A 14,768-nucleotide genomic window follows, 5' to 3' on the forward strand; every position below is an offset into this window, starting at 1 on the left:
GATGTAATGCCCGCAAGGGGCGAAGTCCATCCGGCGGAAGCCGCCGAGGGGGATTGGCGCAGGGTTGCAAATACCCCTCTCGTCAGCCAGATACGGCAGACGTAATCGCGAGGGCAGGCGGATGGAAAAACGGAAAATTGCAGTTGCCGGTATCGGATATGTCGGCCTTTCGAACGCCGTTCTTCTGGCGCAGCACAACCACGTTGTGGCAGTGGATCTGGATGCAAAGCGCGTGGCGATGGTGCAGCGCCGCGAATGCCCGATCGTGGATGCCGATCTGGAATCCTATCTGGCGACACGTGATCTGGATCTGACAGCAACAACGGATGCCGCCGCGGCCTTCAAGGGGGCCGAATTCGTCATTGTCGCAACGCCTACCAACTACGATCCGGTCACCAACTTCTTTGACTGCAGTTCGGTCGAAACGGTTGTGCGTGCCGTGATTGCAGCCGAACCGAATGCGACGATCGTCATCAAATCGACGATCCCTGTCGGCTACACCCAAGAGCTTTCGGCACTACTGGGCACGAAACAGGTCATCTTCAGCCCAGAATTCCTGCGTGAAGGTCGTGCGCTGCACGACAACCTGCACCCCTCGCGGATCATCGTGGGCGAACAATCGGAGCGGGCAAGGATTTTTGCCAACCTGCTGCTGGAAGGTGCGGTCGAAAAGGATGTGCAGATCCTGTTTACCGACCCGTCGGAAGCCGAGGCCATCAAGCTGTTTGCCAACACCTATCTTGCGATGCGCGTAGCGTTTTTCAACGAGCTGGACAGTTACGCCATGAGCCGTGATCTGAAGACGCGCCAGATCATCGACGGCATCAGCCTCGACCCCCGGATTGGCGGGCATTACAATAACCCGTCCTTCGGATATGGCGGATATTGCCTGCCCAAGGACTCCAAGCAGCTTCTGGCCAATTATTCCGAAGTGCCGCAAAACCTGATCCGCGCGATCGTGGACGCAAACCGCACCCGTAAGGATTACATCGCGGACACCATTCTGGCCCGGGCGCCTGCCCGCGTCGGGATCTACCGTCTGGTGATGAAGGCCGGATCGGATAATTTCCGTCAAAGCTCGGTTCAGGGCATCATGAAGCGGATCAAGGCCAAGGGCGTGGAGATCGTGGTCTATGAACCCGCGCTGGAAGAGGACGAATTCTTCGGTTCGGCAGTGGAGCGGGATCTGGAGCGGTTCAAGTCCGAGTGCGACGTGATCGTGGCCAATCGTGCCGCGCCGGAGCTGGGCGATGTGGCCGAAAAGGTATTTACCCGCGATCTGTTCGGCGCGGACTGATTGCCGGAATGAATCAGGAATGGCCGGACGCGCAGACTGCACCCGGCCGTTCCGCATGTTTCAGAGAAACACCATATCGTCCACCAGCTGCACCGGATCATGCAGCCCGTCGATTATGATGGAGTGTTTCTTGCCGAAGCTGAGCACAAGGTGCCCATCCTCTACCTGCGCCTCATTGATGATGGCCTTCAGGCTTCGCCCTCCGGCAACGCTGCGCGCGATATAGAGCGTGTCGATACCATCCTGAAAATCTGTGATCCGGTCGTGGCCGGAATTGAAGATAAAGCGGTCCGCCCCCGCGCCGCCGGTCAGCGTATCATTGCCGGCACCACCTTGTAGTTTGTCTGCTCCGTCTGCACCGAATAGTTTGTCATTTCCGGTGCCGCCAATGATCGTATTGGCATTCTGGTTGCCGCGCAGCGTATCGTTGAACTTGCTTCCCGTCAGATTTTCAATCGAGGAATAAGTATCACCGGCTGCAAATCCGGTATTCTTTTTACTGGTCTGGAGATCTGCCGTAAGTCCGTGTGATGCATCGCTGTAATCAGCGGTATCGGAGCCCAGCCCGCCGTTGAGGACATCACGGCCCGCCCCCCCCGAGAGCGTATCGTTCCCTAGGCCGCCGAACAGGACGTCATTACCGTTCTGGCCTTTCAACCAGTCTTTGCCGATGCCGCCGTACAAGGTATCATTGCCGGCCCGACCCTCTATGGTGTCGTTTCCCGTCCCGCCATCAATCCGGTTGCTGCCTGCAGTCCCCAGTATGAAATCGGTGAATTTTGAGCCGATCAGATCTTCGACTGAGATCAGCTTGTCCCCCTTGGCCAAACCGCTTGACGTTGCCGTATTCAGCATGTCGATGCGCATGCCGGATCCCGAATGGCTGTAGTCGATGGTATCACGGCCTTTGCCGCCATTCATAAGGTCTGCCCCGCTGCCCCCCATGAACCAGTCGTTTCCGTTGCCGCCCAGCATCGTATCGTTGCCCTGCCGCCCTTCAAGCGTATCGTTTCCATTTCCGCCATTCAGCATGTTGGCTTCTTTGTTGCCAAAGATCATGTCCCCTTTCTTGGAGCCGACAACATTTTCTATGCTGATGTAAACGTCTCCGGCGGCGATGCCGGTATTGGTCCCGGGGCGGGCAAGATCAATCACCAGCCCAATGGGGGAATCGACGTAATTGACCATGTCCTTGCCATCACCGCCCACCAGAAAGTCTGCTCCGGCCCCGCCGATCAAGGTATCGTTGCCGGCGCCGCCGTCCAGCGTATCATCACCGCCAAAGCCGCGTAAAAGGTCGTTTCCACCCTGCCCATATATCTGATTGGCAATATCATTGCCGAACACCACATCGCGTTCTTCGCTGGCCATGATATCCTCGATCGAGATGAACAGATCTCCCTTTGCATCCCCCGTGTTGCGGCTTGGGGTTCGCATGTCGATGATAAGACCAGAGCTTGAATCGCGGTAATCCACCACATCCCTGCCGTCGCCACCGTCCAGCACATCCGCGCCCGCTCCGCCGATAAGGCGGTCATCGCCATCTTCGCCCATCAGGGTGTCGTCGCCGTCATCCCCCACAAGAAAGTCATTCCCCGCGCCGCCCAGAATGATGTTGCTGCCGGTATTGCCTTGAATGCGGTCGGCGTAATCCGTGCCACGTATATTCTCGATGGAGATATAGACATCGCCCGCAGCCTCTCCCGTATTGGATTGGGGATTTCGCAGGTTGACCTCTACGCCGGTTTTCGCCCGTTCGTAGCTGGCCCAGTCATCACCGTTGCCGCCGTCCAGCGTATCGGCACCCAGCCCGCCATCCAGTGTATCGCTGCCGGTATAGCCCCGCAGATAATCATTTGCCTGCCCGGCCTGAATCAGATCCCGACCGCTTGTGCCATTTGTCGATTGAAGGGGGATGTGGGACATCGGATCGGACAGGTCCAGATTGCGGATCTGGGTTGCGGTCAGGGGTTTGCCGTCGGCCGTGCGGATTTCCAGTTCCTCGTCGCCGAACCGTAAGATTGCACCGTTCGTGGTGGTTTTGATCTCCAGCTGCAGCGCGCTGCGGAACATCGGCCATCGCGAAAGATCCAGTCGATCCGACGCCTTGTCGAAATCGAGGATCACGTCACGCTCGCCGTCCTTGCTCATGATGAACACATCGGCCCCTGCGCCGCCGCGCAGCACATCACTGCCGGCCCCGTCGATCAGGATGTCGTTGCCAGCCATTCCCGACAGGCTGTCGTTGCCGGCCCCGCCATACAGCAGGTCGGCGCCGGTGCCGCCTGTCAGCGTATCTGCGCGGTCGTTGCCGGTCAGGGTGCGGCCGTCGGGCAGGGCATAGCGTAGTTCGGCAATTCCGTTTTCCTGTCCGCTTGCTGCAAAGATGCGAAGGCCACTGCCGCTGGATGTGGCCGCCAGTGCCGTGATGCCCGCCAGCGTTCGGCCTGTCGTATCCTCTATCGTGGCCAGATGCAGCAGTGTGCCATCGGGCAGAAGCGTCATGAGGCTGACGCCGTCATCCGCGCCCCCCGCCATGACATAGACCCGCCCGCCGACCGTGACCGTGGTCATTGCCGTCAGGGCGGAAAAGCGTGTCTCCAGGCCGTCGATCACATGGTCAGTGGCACGCAAGGCCCCGCCGCCGCTCAGTGACAGAACAGAGATGGATGAGGAGCCGGTAGAGCCGACCAGAACATAGCTGGCCCCGCCGATGGATGTCGCGCGGACGATCGACGGATCGCCCAGCCCCAGCCCCTCGTCGCCCCCGACACTGCCTTTTTCAGTCAATGTTCCGCGACTGCTGATGGCCCATGCCGTGACGCGGTCTTCGGCAAGGCTGGTTGTTATCAGGAAATTGGTAGAGCCGGAGCGGGCCATCGTCATGCCGCCGATATCCGATGCCCCTGTCGCCGGTGCATCAAAATCCGTGACCCTTTGGACAGTGGTGCCCAACCTGCTGTCTGACAGGGTCTGTATGTTGATCGCAGCGGAATTCTTATGGGCCGTATAGGCGAATACCGTTCCACCGACGGTCAGGCTTGTCATGGCGGTCACGCCGGTGGCCGCAGAAAAATCCGTGCCGATCCGGGTATAGCCCCCTATGCCGCCGTCCCCCTCCAGCGCAAAGGATTCGATGGCCCCCCCGGCCAGCCCGCTGATATAGATCCGGTTACCCACGATTTCGGCCGAAGGGGTGGCACCGGCCGCCGCGTCGAAGCGGTGCAGGGCGTAATCCTTTGTCTGTAGCCCCGTGCCGGTCAGGGTCATGGCCGTCAGGCCGCCGCCCCCGCGGGTTGTGGCATAAAGCGTACTGGTGCCCCCGCTGGTCCGGATATCCAGGTCGGTAATGCCGGTCAGGATCGCGCCTTTGCCCCCTGTAAATGTCGTTTGATAGATCAGACCGGACATGTCGCACCCTTCCGCACAGGAAGCCGGAATGTGTCATGCCGAATCTTAACGGGCGCTTCGCCGTCGCGCCCGTTAAGAAGGGAAATTATGCAGAATTCATCTTAAATATTAGACAAAGAAATCTGCGTGGAACATGGCGGATCAGAACCACCGCCCTATGGCCTGCATCACCACTTTTTCCGAATCCGCGCTTGCATTGGCAGAGGTGCCGCTGCTGACCAACCGCAGGAAAAACGCGGATCCCGCGCATCCCTGAACAGAGATATTCGCCGTCAACAGCTGGTTATGCGGCGCAGAGGAAACATGGGATACCGATGCCGAAACCACCCCCGATACAAAGGGCATTGCGGTGGCAAAGCTCTGTACCGCCGTGGTTGCCACATTGACGGAGCAGATGCGTGTGCAGATCTGGGTCCCATCCGCAAACCGGACATAATCGCCATTGGCGTTGCTGCCGCGCTCCATCGCGCTGCCGGTCGGCACACCGGAGGATTGCGCCACGGTTCCCAGCAGGTTGCGCGATCCATATAGGGTGCTCCACCCGGCCCAGGTGCCCGTGGCGCCGCGGTGGCGCAGGGCAAGGGCAGGCGCATCGGCATCCGCGCCGTCCCGCAGGCCGATCTGGGCCGCCGATCCACTGGCCGAATGGCTCAGATGCACCAGATGCCAATCGGCGCTGTCGGGCCGTGTGCCGCTGGTGGCATGGGCAAAACCTGTGGTGGCGGTGGCATCGGCGCTCCGGCTCTCGGTCTGTCCGCCCAGCCCGAAATCACCCACACGGGTCACGCGCCCGGCGGTTGCATCACTGGTGGATTGTGTCACCGCGGTACCCGTCAGCGGCAGATCCAGCTTCAATGTCGTTTTGGACAGAGAGGCGCGCTGCGTCCCCCCTGTCACGAATCCGATCTGGTCCGTACCGGCCCGTAGCAGGCCCGTGTCGTCATCCGCCGAAAACCGCAGCCCCGGTTTGGCTGTGCTTCCATCGGGAAATGCGGCACCGCCCGGAAAGGTGACAGCCCCCGTATCCGAATCCACTGTCAGCGCCTGATAGAAGGTATTGCCGTTTGCACTGACCTTGACCGAAAAACGGTCATCCCCTGCCAACCCCATTTCGGCCCGGCCCGAGTAATTGGATTGAAACAGCAGGCTGGCCGTATTGGCGGTTCCGGCCTTGTTCACCTTTATCTGATGGCCTGCGCCCTCGTGGGTGAAAATGGATGCCGGTGCGGACACGGCCAACCTATTGACCGCATCGGCCGAGGTGTTGATTCCAAGCGTGCGGGCTTGCGGGTCGCGCCACGCGGACCCGTCATGGATGACGGTCTGCTGCTCTTCCAGCACCGAAGCCTGCCATCCGGCCTTCGGCACCACAAAGCTCCATCCCGTGCCGTCGTAGAAGGCCACCTTGCCATCCTGTCCGGCCCATATGCCCGATGCCTTTGCCGCCACGATATGCCTGTCGCCGGTATCCGGTGCCTCGGGCGCGGTCGTGCGGGTCCGGTCCTTGACCGACAGTTGCACGATCACATCCAGAAGGCGCAGGGCTTCGTTATGGGTCACATGCTTCTGCGCCTGTGCGGCCTGAATATAAGGCAGATCCAGAATAAGCGAGGTGTCGGACATCGGGGCAATCCTTGTTGGGCATTTTCCCGACGCTTATGCCTCAAAGGTTGATCAGCCCCCTCCGGTCCGTGCGCCGTGCGGGCCTTGCGCGCAACGCCCTAAATCCGCCCTAATCCTGCAACTGCATACAGCGCGATTGTTCCTGTCAGCGATTCGCGGTGGATGCCGCTTTTCTTCATCCGCAGAATCCGCGCTGGCCCCGCACGCCCCAGATCACGGCCGAAGGCTGCCAGCAGCGCACGGTTTTCCGGGGTCAACAGATCCTTGGCCTCTGTCAGTGCTGCGGTGTTCTGCGCCAGCCACTTCCCGTAATCTCCGTCAAAGGCCTTGTGCAGACGGCTCAGCATCGCCCGCGCGCCGCGCGGATCGCCCAATGTGTTCCGACCATGCTGACGGTAATACAGTCCCGGCTCCGCATCGATATGCACGCGCTGTCCGGCGCCGGTGATGATCTGGTAGATCCACCAGTCATGAAAGGGGATATCGCCCTGCGGCATTGCCCGGCGCAGCAGCTGGCAGGCCGCGACGGACAGGACCATCGTATTGCCGGCAATGACATTCTGGGCCAGCGCCCGCGCGAAGCCCGTAGCAGGGGGGGCAGGACGGGACAGGCGCCCGTTCTCCAGATGTTCATCGCAGACCATCGTCGCACTGCCATAGAGCATGGGGAAGCCGGGCGCTGACAGGGCGCGGGCAAGACGGTCCGGCATCCAGACATCATCCTGATCGCTCAGTGCCACTGGGGCGGGGGGCAGGTCGGGTGCTGCGATCATCGACAGGAAATTGCGGGCCACACCGCGTTTCGGGCCCGTGACGATGCGGATGTCCCGATCCGCATGTTCGTCGGCAAATGCCGCCAGGATATCCATCGTCCCGTCCGAGGAGCCATCATCGCTGACCCGCAATGCCCAATCGACGCCGCGTTGCGCTGCGATAGAGTCGAGCTGGGGCCGCAGATGCCGGGCCCCGTCAAAGGTTGCCAGCAGCACCGTGACAGGGGGCAGTCCGTTACCGCGCAAGAATGAACCGGTGCCAACGGCGCAGGAACACGATGCCCAGACACAGGGGCACGATCGCCACGCCATATACATAGAGCGGGCTTACGTAATCCGCGTTGTAATAGGGGTAGAAGCCGGAACGTACCTGTCCGACCACATGGACCAGCGGATTGTACCAGAGCCATGCCTTCACATGATTGGGCAGGGAATCAAAGGTATAGAACACGCCGGACAGCAGCATCTGCGGAACAGTCAGAATGCCCCACAGCCTGTCCCACAGCGGAATGAACGAGACGAGAACGCAGTTCATGGTGCCGATACCCAGCGCAAGGGCCGCGCCCATCGAATATCCGATTGCCACCGCTTGAAAATCAACGACCGTCCGCGTGTCGAATACGGTGCGTATGCCGGAAAAGACGATGAATGCCACAAGCAGCGTCGTCATCAGGGCCAGAAGGAACCGTGCCGCGATTGCATCGACAAAGGTCACGCTGGGGTAGGTGAGAAGGGGACGAGAAAAATTGATCGCACCCTGCACCCGACCGACAAGCCCGGTATACATGGTCATCGGCAACATGCCGGTTGCATAGAATATGGCAAAGTTCGATCCCAGCGGCGGGTGCCGCAGCATGACGCCGAATACGATCGTCAGCATGCTGATTGCGGCAATAGGTTCAAGAATGGCCCATATGTACCCGCCCGGCGAACGCCCGTAGGTCGTCGCCATCTCGCGCATGACCAGCGCGGTGATGGAGCGGAGCATCGCAAAACGCCGCTGCTTCTGCACAGGGCGCAGCATGGCCTCTTCCGTCTTGTCGGCCATGGCCATCCGGTCTCTCGCTCTCGTCAGCACTGGAAAAGAGATTGTAGGTTATGTAGGAGGGCGAGAGAATATTCAATCCGGTTCTGCGGAGGTCGCTTGAGCAATTCCGACCCATTGTCCACTACGGCGCAAAGCGAAGCGAAGGCCGAGCCTCAGGACGCTGCCGAGAAGCAACGTGCCCGCCGTTTGCGTAAGGTTGCAAATGCCGGAAAGGCCGCGCCGAAGGCACCGCAGCATCATTACCACGTCGCCCCTACGGTAAAAGAAAGCCGGTTTCTGCGCCGGCATGTTCTGGCCCTGGTCAGCTTCGTGTTCATGGTTCTGGCCCCGGTTATCGGCACATCGGTTTATATGTGGGGTGTGGCATCGAACCAGTTTGCCTCCTACGTCTCGTTCGCTGTGCGCAGTGAAACGCAAAGCTCCACCGACATGCTGGGCGGGTTGGCGGCGCTGACCGGTGTCTCCTCCTCCTCCTCCTCGGACAGCGAGGTTCTCTACGCGTTTTTCCAGAGCCAGAATCTGGTCGCGCGCATCGATGACGACATCGACCTGCGGGCAATCTGGTCCAAGGCGAAAAATGATCCGGTCTTCAGTTACGATGCGCCCGGCACGATCGAGGATCTGACGAAATACTGGGGTGACATGGTCCAGATCGTGTTCGACTCCAGCACAGGGATCATTGATATCCGTGCCCTGGCCTTCGACGCCGACGATGCAAAGAAGATAACGGACGCCATCTTTGCCGAAGGTACGCGGGTCATCAACCAGCTGTCCGACATTGCGCGTGAAGATGCGATCCGCTACGCCCGGGAGGATCTGGATGACGCGGTGGAAAGCCTGCGCGAGGCGCGCGCGGCGATCACCGAATTCCGGAACAAGAACCAGATCGTGGATCCGACGCTTGATACCGCGGGTCAGATGGGCATTGTGGGCAGCCTGCAGTCCCAATTGGCAACCGCCATGGTCGAACTGGACATGCTGCGCCAGACGACCCGCCCCGATGATATCCGCATTTCCCAAGGCGAACTCAAGATCAGCGTGATCCAGCAGCGTATCGAAGAAGAGCGCAGCAAGCTTGGCATGGGATCTGCGACGGATGGCAACGATGATGCCTTTGCCAACGTCGTTGGGGATTTCGAACGTCTGACGGTAGACCGTGAATTCGCCGAGCAGAGCTATACGGCGGCGCTCGCGGCCTTCAACGCAGCCCGCGCCGAGGCGGGGCGGCAAAGCCGCTATCTGGCAGCGCATGTCACCCCCACATTGGCAGAGCAATCGCAGTTTCCCAAGCGGACCTCCACGGTCATCCTGATTGCCCTGTTCCTGACATTGCTGTGGGCCGTCGCCGTTCTGGTCGGATACAGCCTCAAAGATCGCCGCTAGGCGGGTACCATGATCAGGTTAGAAAATCTGACGAAGACGTTCTATCTGTATGGCCAGCGCAAGACGGTGGCCGACAACCTGAATGCGACTTTCCCGTCCCGTACGGCCGTGGCCCTGCTGGGGCGGAACGGGGCCGGAAAGACCACCCTGTTGAAGATGATTGCCGGCACGGTAGAACCCTCTGCGGGCCGGATCCTTTCCACGGGGACAATCTCCTGGCCTGTGGGCTTTGCGGGGTCGTTCCACCCGGAGTTGACAGGCGCGCAGAACACACGGTTCGTGGCGCGCATCTATGGTGTGGATACGAATGCGCTGATCGCCTTTGTGGAAGAGTTCGCCGAACTGGGCAAGCATTTCCACCTGCCGTTCCGCACTTATTCTTCGGGCATGCGGTCCCGTCTGGCCTTTGGCGTTTCTATGGGGATACCGTTCGAGACATATCTGATCGACGAGGTCACCTCGGTCGGCGATGCATCCTTCAAGGCCAAAAGCAGTGCCTATCTGACGGCCCGGCTGGAGCATTCGGCCGCGATCATGGTCAGCCATTCGATGGGTATGGTGCGCCGGATCTGTTCGGCCGCCGCGGTGCTGGAAAACGGGCAGCTTACCTATTACGAGGATCTGGACGAGGCGATTGCCCACCACGAACGCAATATGAACGTTCATGGAGAGCCGATCCCGGACGACGATTGAGGATCAGCGCAGAAGCGCCTGTTTCGTATCCTCGATGAACCGGGTACGGAATATATCGTTCAGCCGGTCTGCCTGACGCTGGATCTTGGGCTTGCCGGGGGACCAATCCGTCAGATCGGCATCGGCGAATTTCCCGATGCGCATCACCACACGGCGGGGGCGTCGTGTCACCTCTTCATACGTCACATGCAGGCGCGGAATATCAAAGACACTGCACAGCGTCTGGATCGCATTGGCCGACATCTGGCTGGAGGTGATCAGATGGGCAATCTGGCGCGTATCGTAGACGGGGTCGATCTCCTCGCCTTTCTGCACGCTCGTCCAGCGTTTGGTCTGGCTGGCGATATGATAGGAAATGGCCTGCCCCAGCAGATCATCCCGCGTGATATGGATCACACGCACCCCCGTGTACATCGCGGGAATGTTGAACCGGTGCAGCATCACGATCTGGTCCCATGAGGCTTTGTAGCCATGCATGAACCTGCCTTCGTTCAGATGCTCGGTCCCCAGCCGGATCAGGTCCGGAAAGGTTTCAGCCCCCCAGCGTTCGGCCTGCTTGCAAACGGTCGTATGGTTCAGCTGCTCGTGAAACCCGGAGAACAGCGGGGTGGTACGCAGATATTCCGCCAGAAGGTTGGATCCGCTGCGGTTGGAAAAGGCCATGAGATACAGCGGATGGTCGAACACGGGGCCGGTGCCCTCGTATTGGACGCGACCACGGAAATGCCGACGGATCTCTTTTTCGTGCACGCCGCCCTGAGACAGGAATTTGACAATATCCATGGCGTGACCCCTTGTTTACAACATCGCGTGTTATGCGTCCGGACCGGGCCAAGGTCAATTCTCGATGCTGTCATCAAGCATTCTCCTTTCCCTTGTAGGAAAAGAGAGGCAATGTTGGCGCGCAGCGTTACGCAGGTGGGATATTGATATAATGGCGAAAAACGTACTTGTAACGGGTGGCGCGGGCTATATCGGCGCGCATGCCTGCAAGGTTCTGGCAGCGGCAGGATTTACGCCGGTCACATTCGACAATCTGACCACCGGCTGGGCTGAGGCGGTGAAATACGGCCCCCTGGTGCAGGGGGATCTGATGAACCGCGCCGATATCGATGCGGCTCTGGCAGAATACCAGCCGGTTGCCGTCATGCATTTTGCAGCGCTGTCACTGGTGGGCGAATCCATGAAGGATCCTGGCTATTACTGGCGGGTCAACGTGAATGGTGCGCTGAATTTGCTGGAGGCCACGGTTGCAGCCGGCATCCGAAATTTCGTGTTTTCGTCTACCTGTGCCACCTATGGCGATCAGGATGGCGTGCTGCTGAACGAGGAAACGCCGCAACGCCCGATCAACGCCTATGGCGGGTCGAAGCTGGCGATCGAGGAAATGGTCCGCAACTTCGGGGCCGCTTACGATCTGAACCATGTCATTTTCCGCTATTTCAACGTGGCGGGTGCCGATCCGGATGCCGAGGTGGGTGAACAGCACACGCCGGAGACGCATCTTATTCCCTTGATGCTGGATGCCGTGGCCGGAAAACGTGATGCGCTGACCGTGTTTGGTACCGATTATCCCACGCGTGACGGAACCTGCGTCCGGGATTACGTGCATGTCATGGATCTGGTCGACGCCCACGTGCTCGGGTTGAAATGGCTGCTCGAGGGTAAGGAAAGCCGCGTATTCTGCCTTGGCACCGGCAACGGATTTTCCGTAACCGAGGTGATAGAGGCGTCCCGTGCCGTGACCAATCGTGATGTGCCGATCGTCTACGGGGATCGCCGGCCGGGGGATGCCGTCACTCTTGTCTCGGGGTCCGAGGCTGCGATCCGGGATCTGGGGTGGCAACCCGACCGGTCCACCCTGCGCGATATGATCGGGGATGCATGGCGGTGGGCACAAAAACCCGCATTCACGAAATGATCGATCCGCGCATCTGATGGCACAGGCCTGAACGGCCGGTCCCATATACCGCATTTGAAAACCGGCCGCCCTGCGGCCGGTTTTTTGCATATCGATTAAGCAGTCAGAAAAATGCGCCCCATTGGCATTTTTTTGTATACTTATAATATATTTATTATAAACATTAAGTTATATCGGCCCTGCAGCAGCATGAAAATTCTGTATGCCTCAAAAACATGCGCCTTTGTATAACTGGGCTGATTATAACTACAAAAACTATAGTCTGTCTTTATACATAGAATCCCCTCATCACTTAGGGACACCGCTGATCCATTCCTTCCCCTGATCCGGAGAGTTCCATGACCAAACGCATACTGGCCGCCGCCCTCGCGCTTGGGTGCTCCTCGCTTCTGTCTACCGCAGCAACAGCCCAGGACGGGTTGCGTGTGGCCCTGGACGGAACTTTTGCGCCCCATGCCATGCCCAGCCTGTCGGGCGGGGTAGAAGGGTTCAATGTCGATCTTGCCAATCTGATTGCCGAACGTCTGGGCACCACCATACAGATTGACGCCGCACAGTTTTCGGGCCTGATCCCCGCGATGCAGGCCGGCACCTATGATTTCCTTGTTGCCCCTACCACCGTCACGGCCGAGCGGGCGGAGAACATGCTGTTCACCGAAGGGTTCATGGATACCAATTTCACCTTCGTGCAACTAGCAGATTCCCCCGCCGGCACCTCGATCGAGGATTACCGGGGCAAATCCCTGGCCGTGAACAAGGGGTCGGCCTATGAAAGCTACCTCAATGATCTGGCCGACGAATACGATCTGACCGTGACTGCCTACGGCACCTCCACCGATGCAGTGGAGGCGGTGATCACCGGGCGCGCCTATGCCTCGCTTGCCGGATCGACCACCTCCGCTTGGGCAGTCAAGAAGAATCCGCGCCTCGAACTGGGCGCCGAGATCGATACCGGGCTGGTCTGGGCCTTGCCCTTCCGCAAGGACGATGCCGAAAACCGCAACAGGATTGATGCCGCCATCGAATGCCTGAAATCGGACGGATCCCTGGCCGAACTCTCGGAAAAATGGTTCGGCGTCACCCCGGCTGCGGGCAGCACGATCGTCACCCCCACGCCCGGATACGGTGTTCCCGGTTTCCCGGGCTATGAAGACACCGCGCATGACGTGACCTGCGACCTCTGAAAACGGATATCGCCATGACCCCGATGCTGGAAATTGCAGGACTGGAAAAGAACTTCGGTGATGTTCAGGTGCTGCGCAGCATCGATCTGAAGGTCGCCCGGGGTGAGCTGGTCTTTGTGATCGGGCCGTCGGGGTCGGGCAAATCCACGATGCTGCGCTGCTGCAACCGGTTGGAGGAGCCGACGTCAGGCTCCATCTTCATTGACGGGCGCAATATCATGAACGCGCTGTCGGCGGATCTGAACCGCCTGCGGCTGCAGACGGGAATGGTATTTCAGGGCTTTCATCTTTATCCGCACATGACGGTCCTGAAGAACGTGATGCTGGCCCAGACCAAGGCGCTGAAGCGCCCGAAGGCCGAGGCGGAGACGCGCGCCATGGATATGCTGGGCCGCGTCGGGCTGGCCCATAAGGCCAAGGCAATGCCCACCGAATTGTCGGGTGGCCAGCAGCAACGCGTGGCGATTGCCCGCGCACTGGCATTGGACCCGAAGGTCATGCTTTTTGATGAACCGACCTCGGCGCTGGATCCGGAACTTGTGGGATCGGTCCTGAAGGTGATGAAGGATCTGAACGCCGAGGGAATGACCATGGTCGTCGTCAGCCATGAAATGGGTTTTGCCCGCGAGGCTGCGGATCGTGTGGTCTTCATGGATGGTGGCGTGGTGGTCGAACAGGGCACGCCGGACCAAGTGTTCGGAAATCCGCAGCAGGATCGGACACGCGCCTTCCTGTCGCGGGTGACGGGGGCCGAATAACAGCCATGGAACGGTTTCTGGAGGTTTTCTTCGCGCCACAGGTGTTCGCCCGCTATGCGCCGGATGTTCTGTACGCGATGATGACAACACTGTGGCTGGGCCTCGTGATCATTCTGGCGGGGATCGGGCTGGGCCTGGTCCTTGCGTGCCTGCGGACGGCACAATGCTGGTGGCTGACGCTGCCGATCGTGATCTTTGCCGACGTCATGCGGGCTTTGCCGCCGCTGGTGCTGATCCTGATTTTCTATTTCGGATTGCCGGGCCTTGGCCTCACCCTCTCCGGGCCATTGGTGCTGTTCATCGTCCTGACGGCCGTTCTCGCCGCCTTTGCCGAAGAGATCTTCTGGGCCGGGTTGACTGCCCTGACCCGCGGGCAATGGGAGGCGGGACGCGCCACGGGCCTGTCGTTCTTCCAGACGCTCATTCATGTGGCGCTGCCGCAGGCGGTACGGATGGGCATTCCGTCATTGGTGAACCGCGCGCTGGCAATCACCAAGATGACAGCGCTCGGCTCGGTCATCGGGGTCAAGGAAATCCTCGCCGTCTCCTCCTCGGCGCAGGCGATGTCGGGTTCGGCCACCCCGCTGACGATGGCGGCGCTTGCCTATCTGGCGATCTTTCTGCCGGCGGTGGTATTGGCCCGCTGGCTGGAACGCCGCTTCAGCTGGAGGGTGTAG

Annotated in this window: 12 protein-coding genes; 7 read left to right on the forward strand and 5 right to left on the reverse strand. The window is 59.9% G+C overall.

Features of this window, described 5'->3' with window-relative positions; translation table 11 throughout:
- The first annotated feature begins 121 nt into the window (after positions 1-121).
- Complete coding sequence (locus TR36_RS01125; protein WP_062762130.1) at positions 122-1,297, forward strand: nucleotide sugar dehydrogenase; 1,176 nt, start codon at positions 122-124, stop codon at positions 1,295-1,297.
- Between the two features lie 60 nt (positions 1,298-1,357).
- Here the strand turns inward: TR36_RS01125 and TR36_RS16400 are convergent, their stop codons facing one another.
- The 4 genes from TR36_RS16400 to TR36_RS01145 all read right to left on the reverse strand — a co-directional run bounded on the left by TR36_RS16400 (position 1,358) and on the right by TR36_RS01145 (position 8,152).
- Positions 1,358-4,708: a calcium-binding protein gene (locus tag TR36_RS16400; RefSeq protein WP_062762132.1), complete on the reverse strand. Its 3,351-nt coding sequence runs from the start codon at positions 4,706-4,708 to the stop codon at positions 1,358-1,360.
- Between the two features lie 141 nt (positions 4,709-4,849).
- Positions 4,850-6,331 carry a DUF2793 domain-containing protein gene (locus TR36_RS16000; protein ID WP_062762135.1) on the reverse strand — a complete coding sequence of 494 codons (1,482 nt, stop codon included), beginning with the start codon at positions 6,329-6,331 and terminating at the stop codon, positions 4,850-4,852.
- Between the two features lie 98 nt (positions 6,332-6,429).
- Entirely contained in the window at positions 6,430-7,350 is a 921-nt protein-coding gene (locus TR36_RS01140) for a glycosyltransferase (protein WP_067397885.1), read from the reverse strand.
- Positions 7,340-8,152 (reverse strand): ABC transporter permease, encoded by an 813-nt coding sequence (locus TR36_RS01145; protein ID WP_237763492.1) that lies wholly within the window; start codon positions 8,150-8,152, stop codon positions 7,340-7,342. The genes TR36_RS01140 and TR36_RS01145 overlap by 11 nt, the downstream gene beginning before the upstream one ends.
- A gap of 96 nt (positions 8,153-8,248) precedes the next feature.
- Between TR36_RS01145 and TR36_RS01150 the strand changes: the two genes are divergently transcribed.
- Complete coding sequence (locus TR36_RS01150) at positions 8,249-9,535, forward strand: capsule biosynthesis protein (protein ID WP_237763493.1); 1,287 nt, start codon at positions 8,249-8,251, stop codon at positions 9,533-9,535.
- 9 nt (positions 9,536-9,544) lie between these two features.
- Positions 9,545-10,228: an ABC transporter ATP-binding protein gene (locus TR36_RS01155; protein WP_045388313.1), complete on the forward strand. Its 684-nt coding sequence runs from the start codon at positions 9,545-9,547 to the stop codon at positions 10,226-10,228.
- Positions 10,229-10,231: 3 nt separating this feature from the next.
- On the opposite strand, the gene TR36_RS01160 is transcribed toward TR36_RS01155, so the two are convergent.
- On the reverse strand, positions 10,232-11,011 hold the full coding sequence (locus TR36_RS01160) for a Stf0 family sulfotransferase (protein ID WP_045388311.1): 780 nt from the start codon (positions 11,009-11,011) through the stop codon (positions 10,232-10,234).
- A gap of 151 nt (positions 11,012-11,162) precedes the next feature.
- Here TR36_RS01160 and galE point away from each other — a divergent pair, with 151 nt between their 5' ends.
- The 4 genes from galE to TR36_RS01180 all read left to right on the forward strand — a co-directional run bounded on the left by galE (position 11,163) and on the right by TR36_RS01180 (position 14,768).
- The gene (galE, locus tag TR36_RS01165; protein ID WP_045388309.1) at positions 11,163-12,149 is read left to right on the forward strand and encodes a UDP-glucose 4-epimerase GalE; all 987 of its coding nucleotides are present in this window, start codon (positions 11,163-11,165) and stop codon (positions 12,147-12,149) included.
- A gap of 338 nt (positions 12,150-12,487) precedes the next feature.
- On the forward strand, positions 12,488-13,333 hold the full coding sequence (locus TR36_RS01170; RefSeq protein WP_082714805.1) for a transporter substrate-binding domain-containing protein: 846 nt from the start codon (positions 12,488-12,490) through the stop codon (positions 13,331-13,333).
- Positions 13,334-13,356: 23 nt separating this feature from the next.
- Entirely contained in the window at positions 13,357-14,091 is a 735-nt protein-coding gene (locus tag TR36_RS01175) for an amino acid ABC transporter ATP-binding protein (RefSeq protein ID WP_082714835.1), read from the forward strand.
- A gap of 5 nt (positions 14,092-14,096) precedes the next feature.
- Positions 14,097-14,768 (forward strand): amino acid ABC transporter permease, encoded by a 672-nt coding sequence (locus TR36_RS01180; RefSeq protein WP_045388303.1) that lies wholly within the window; start codon positions 14,097-14,099, stop codon positions 14,766-14,768.

Source organism: Falsirhodobacter sp. alg1 (genome assembly GCF_000739715.2).
Taxonomy (GTDB): Bacteria; Pseudomonadota; Alphaproteobacteria; order Rhodobacterales; family Rhodobacteraceae; genus Falsirhodobacter.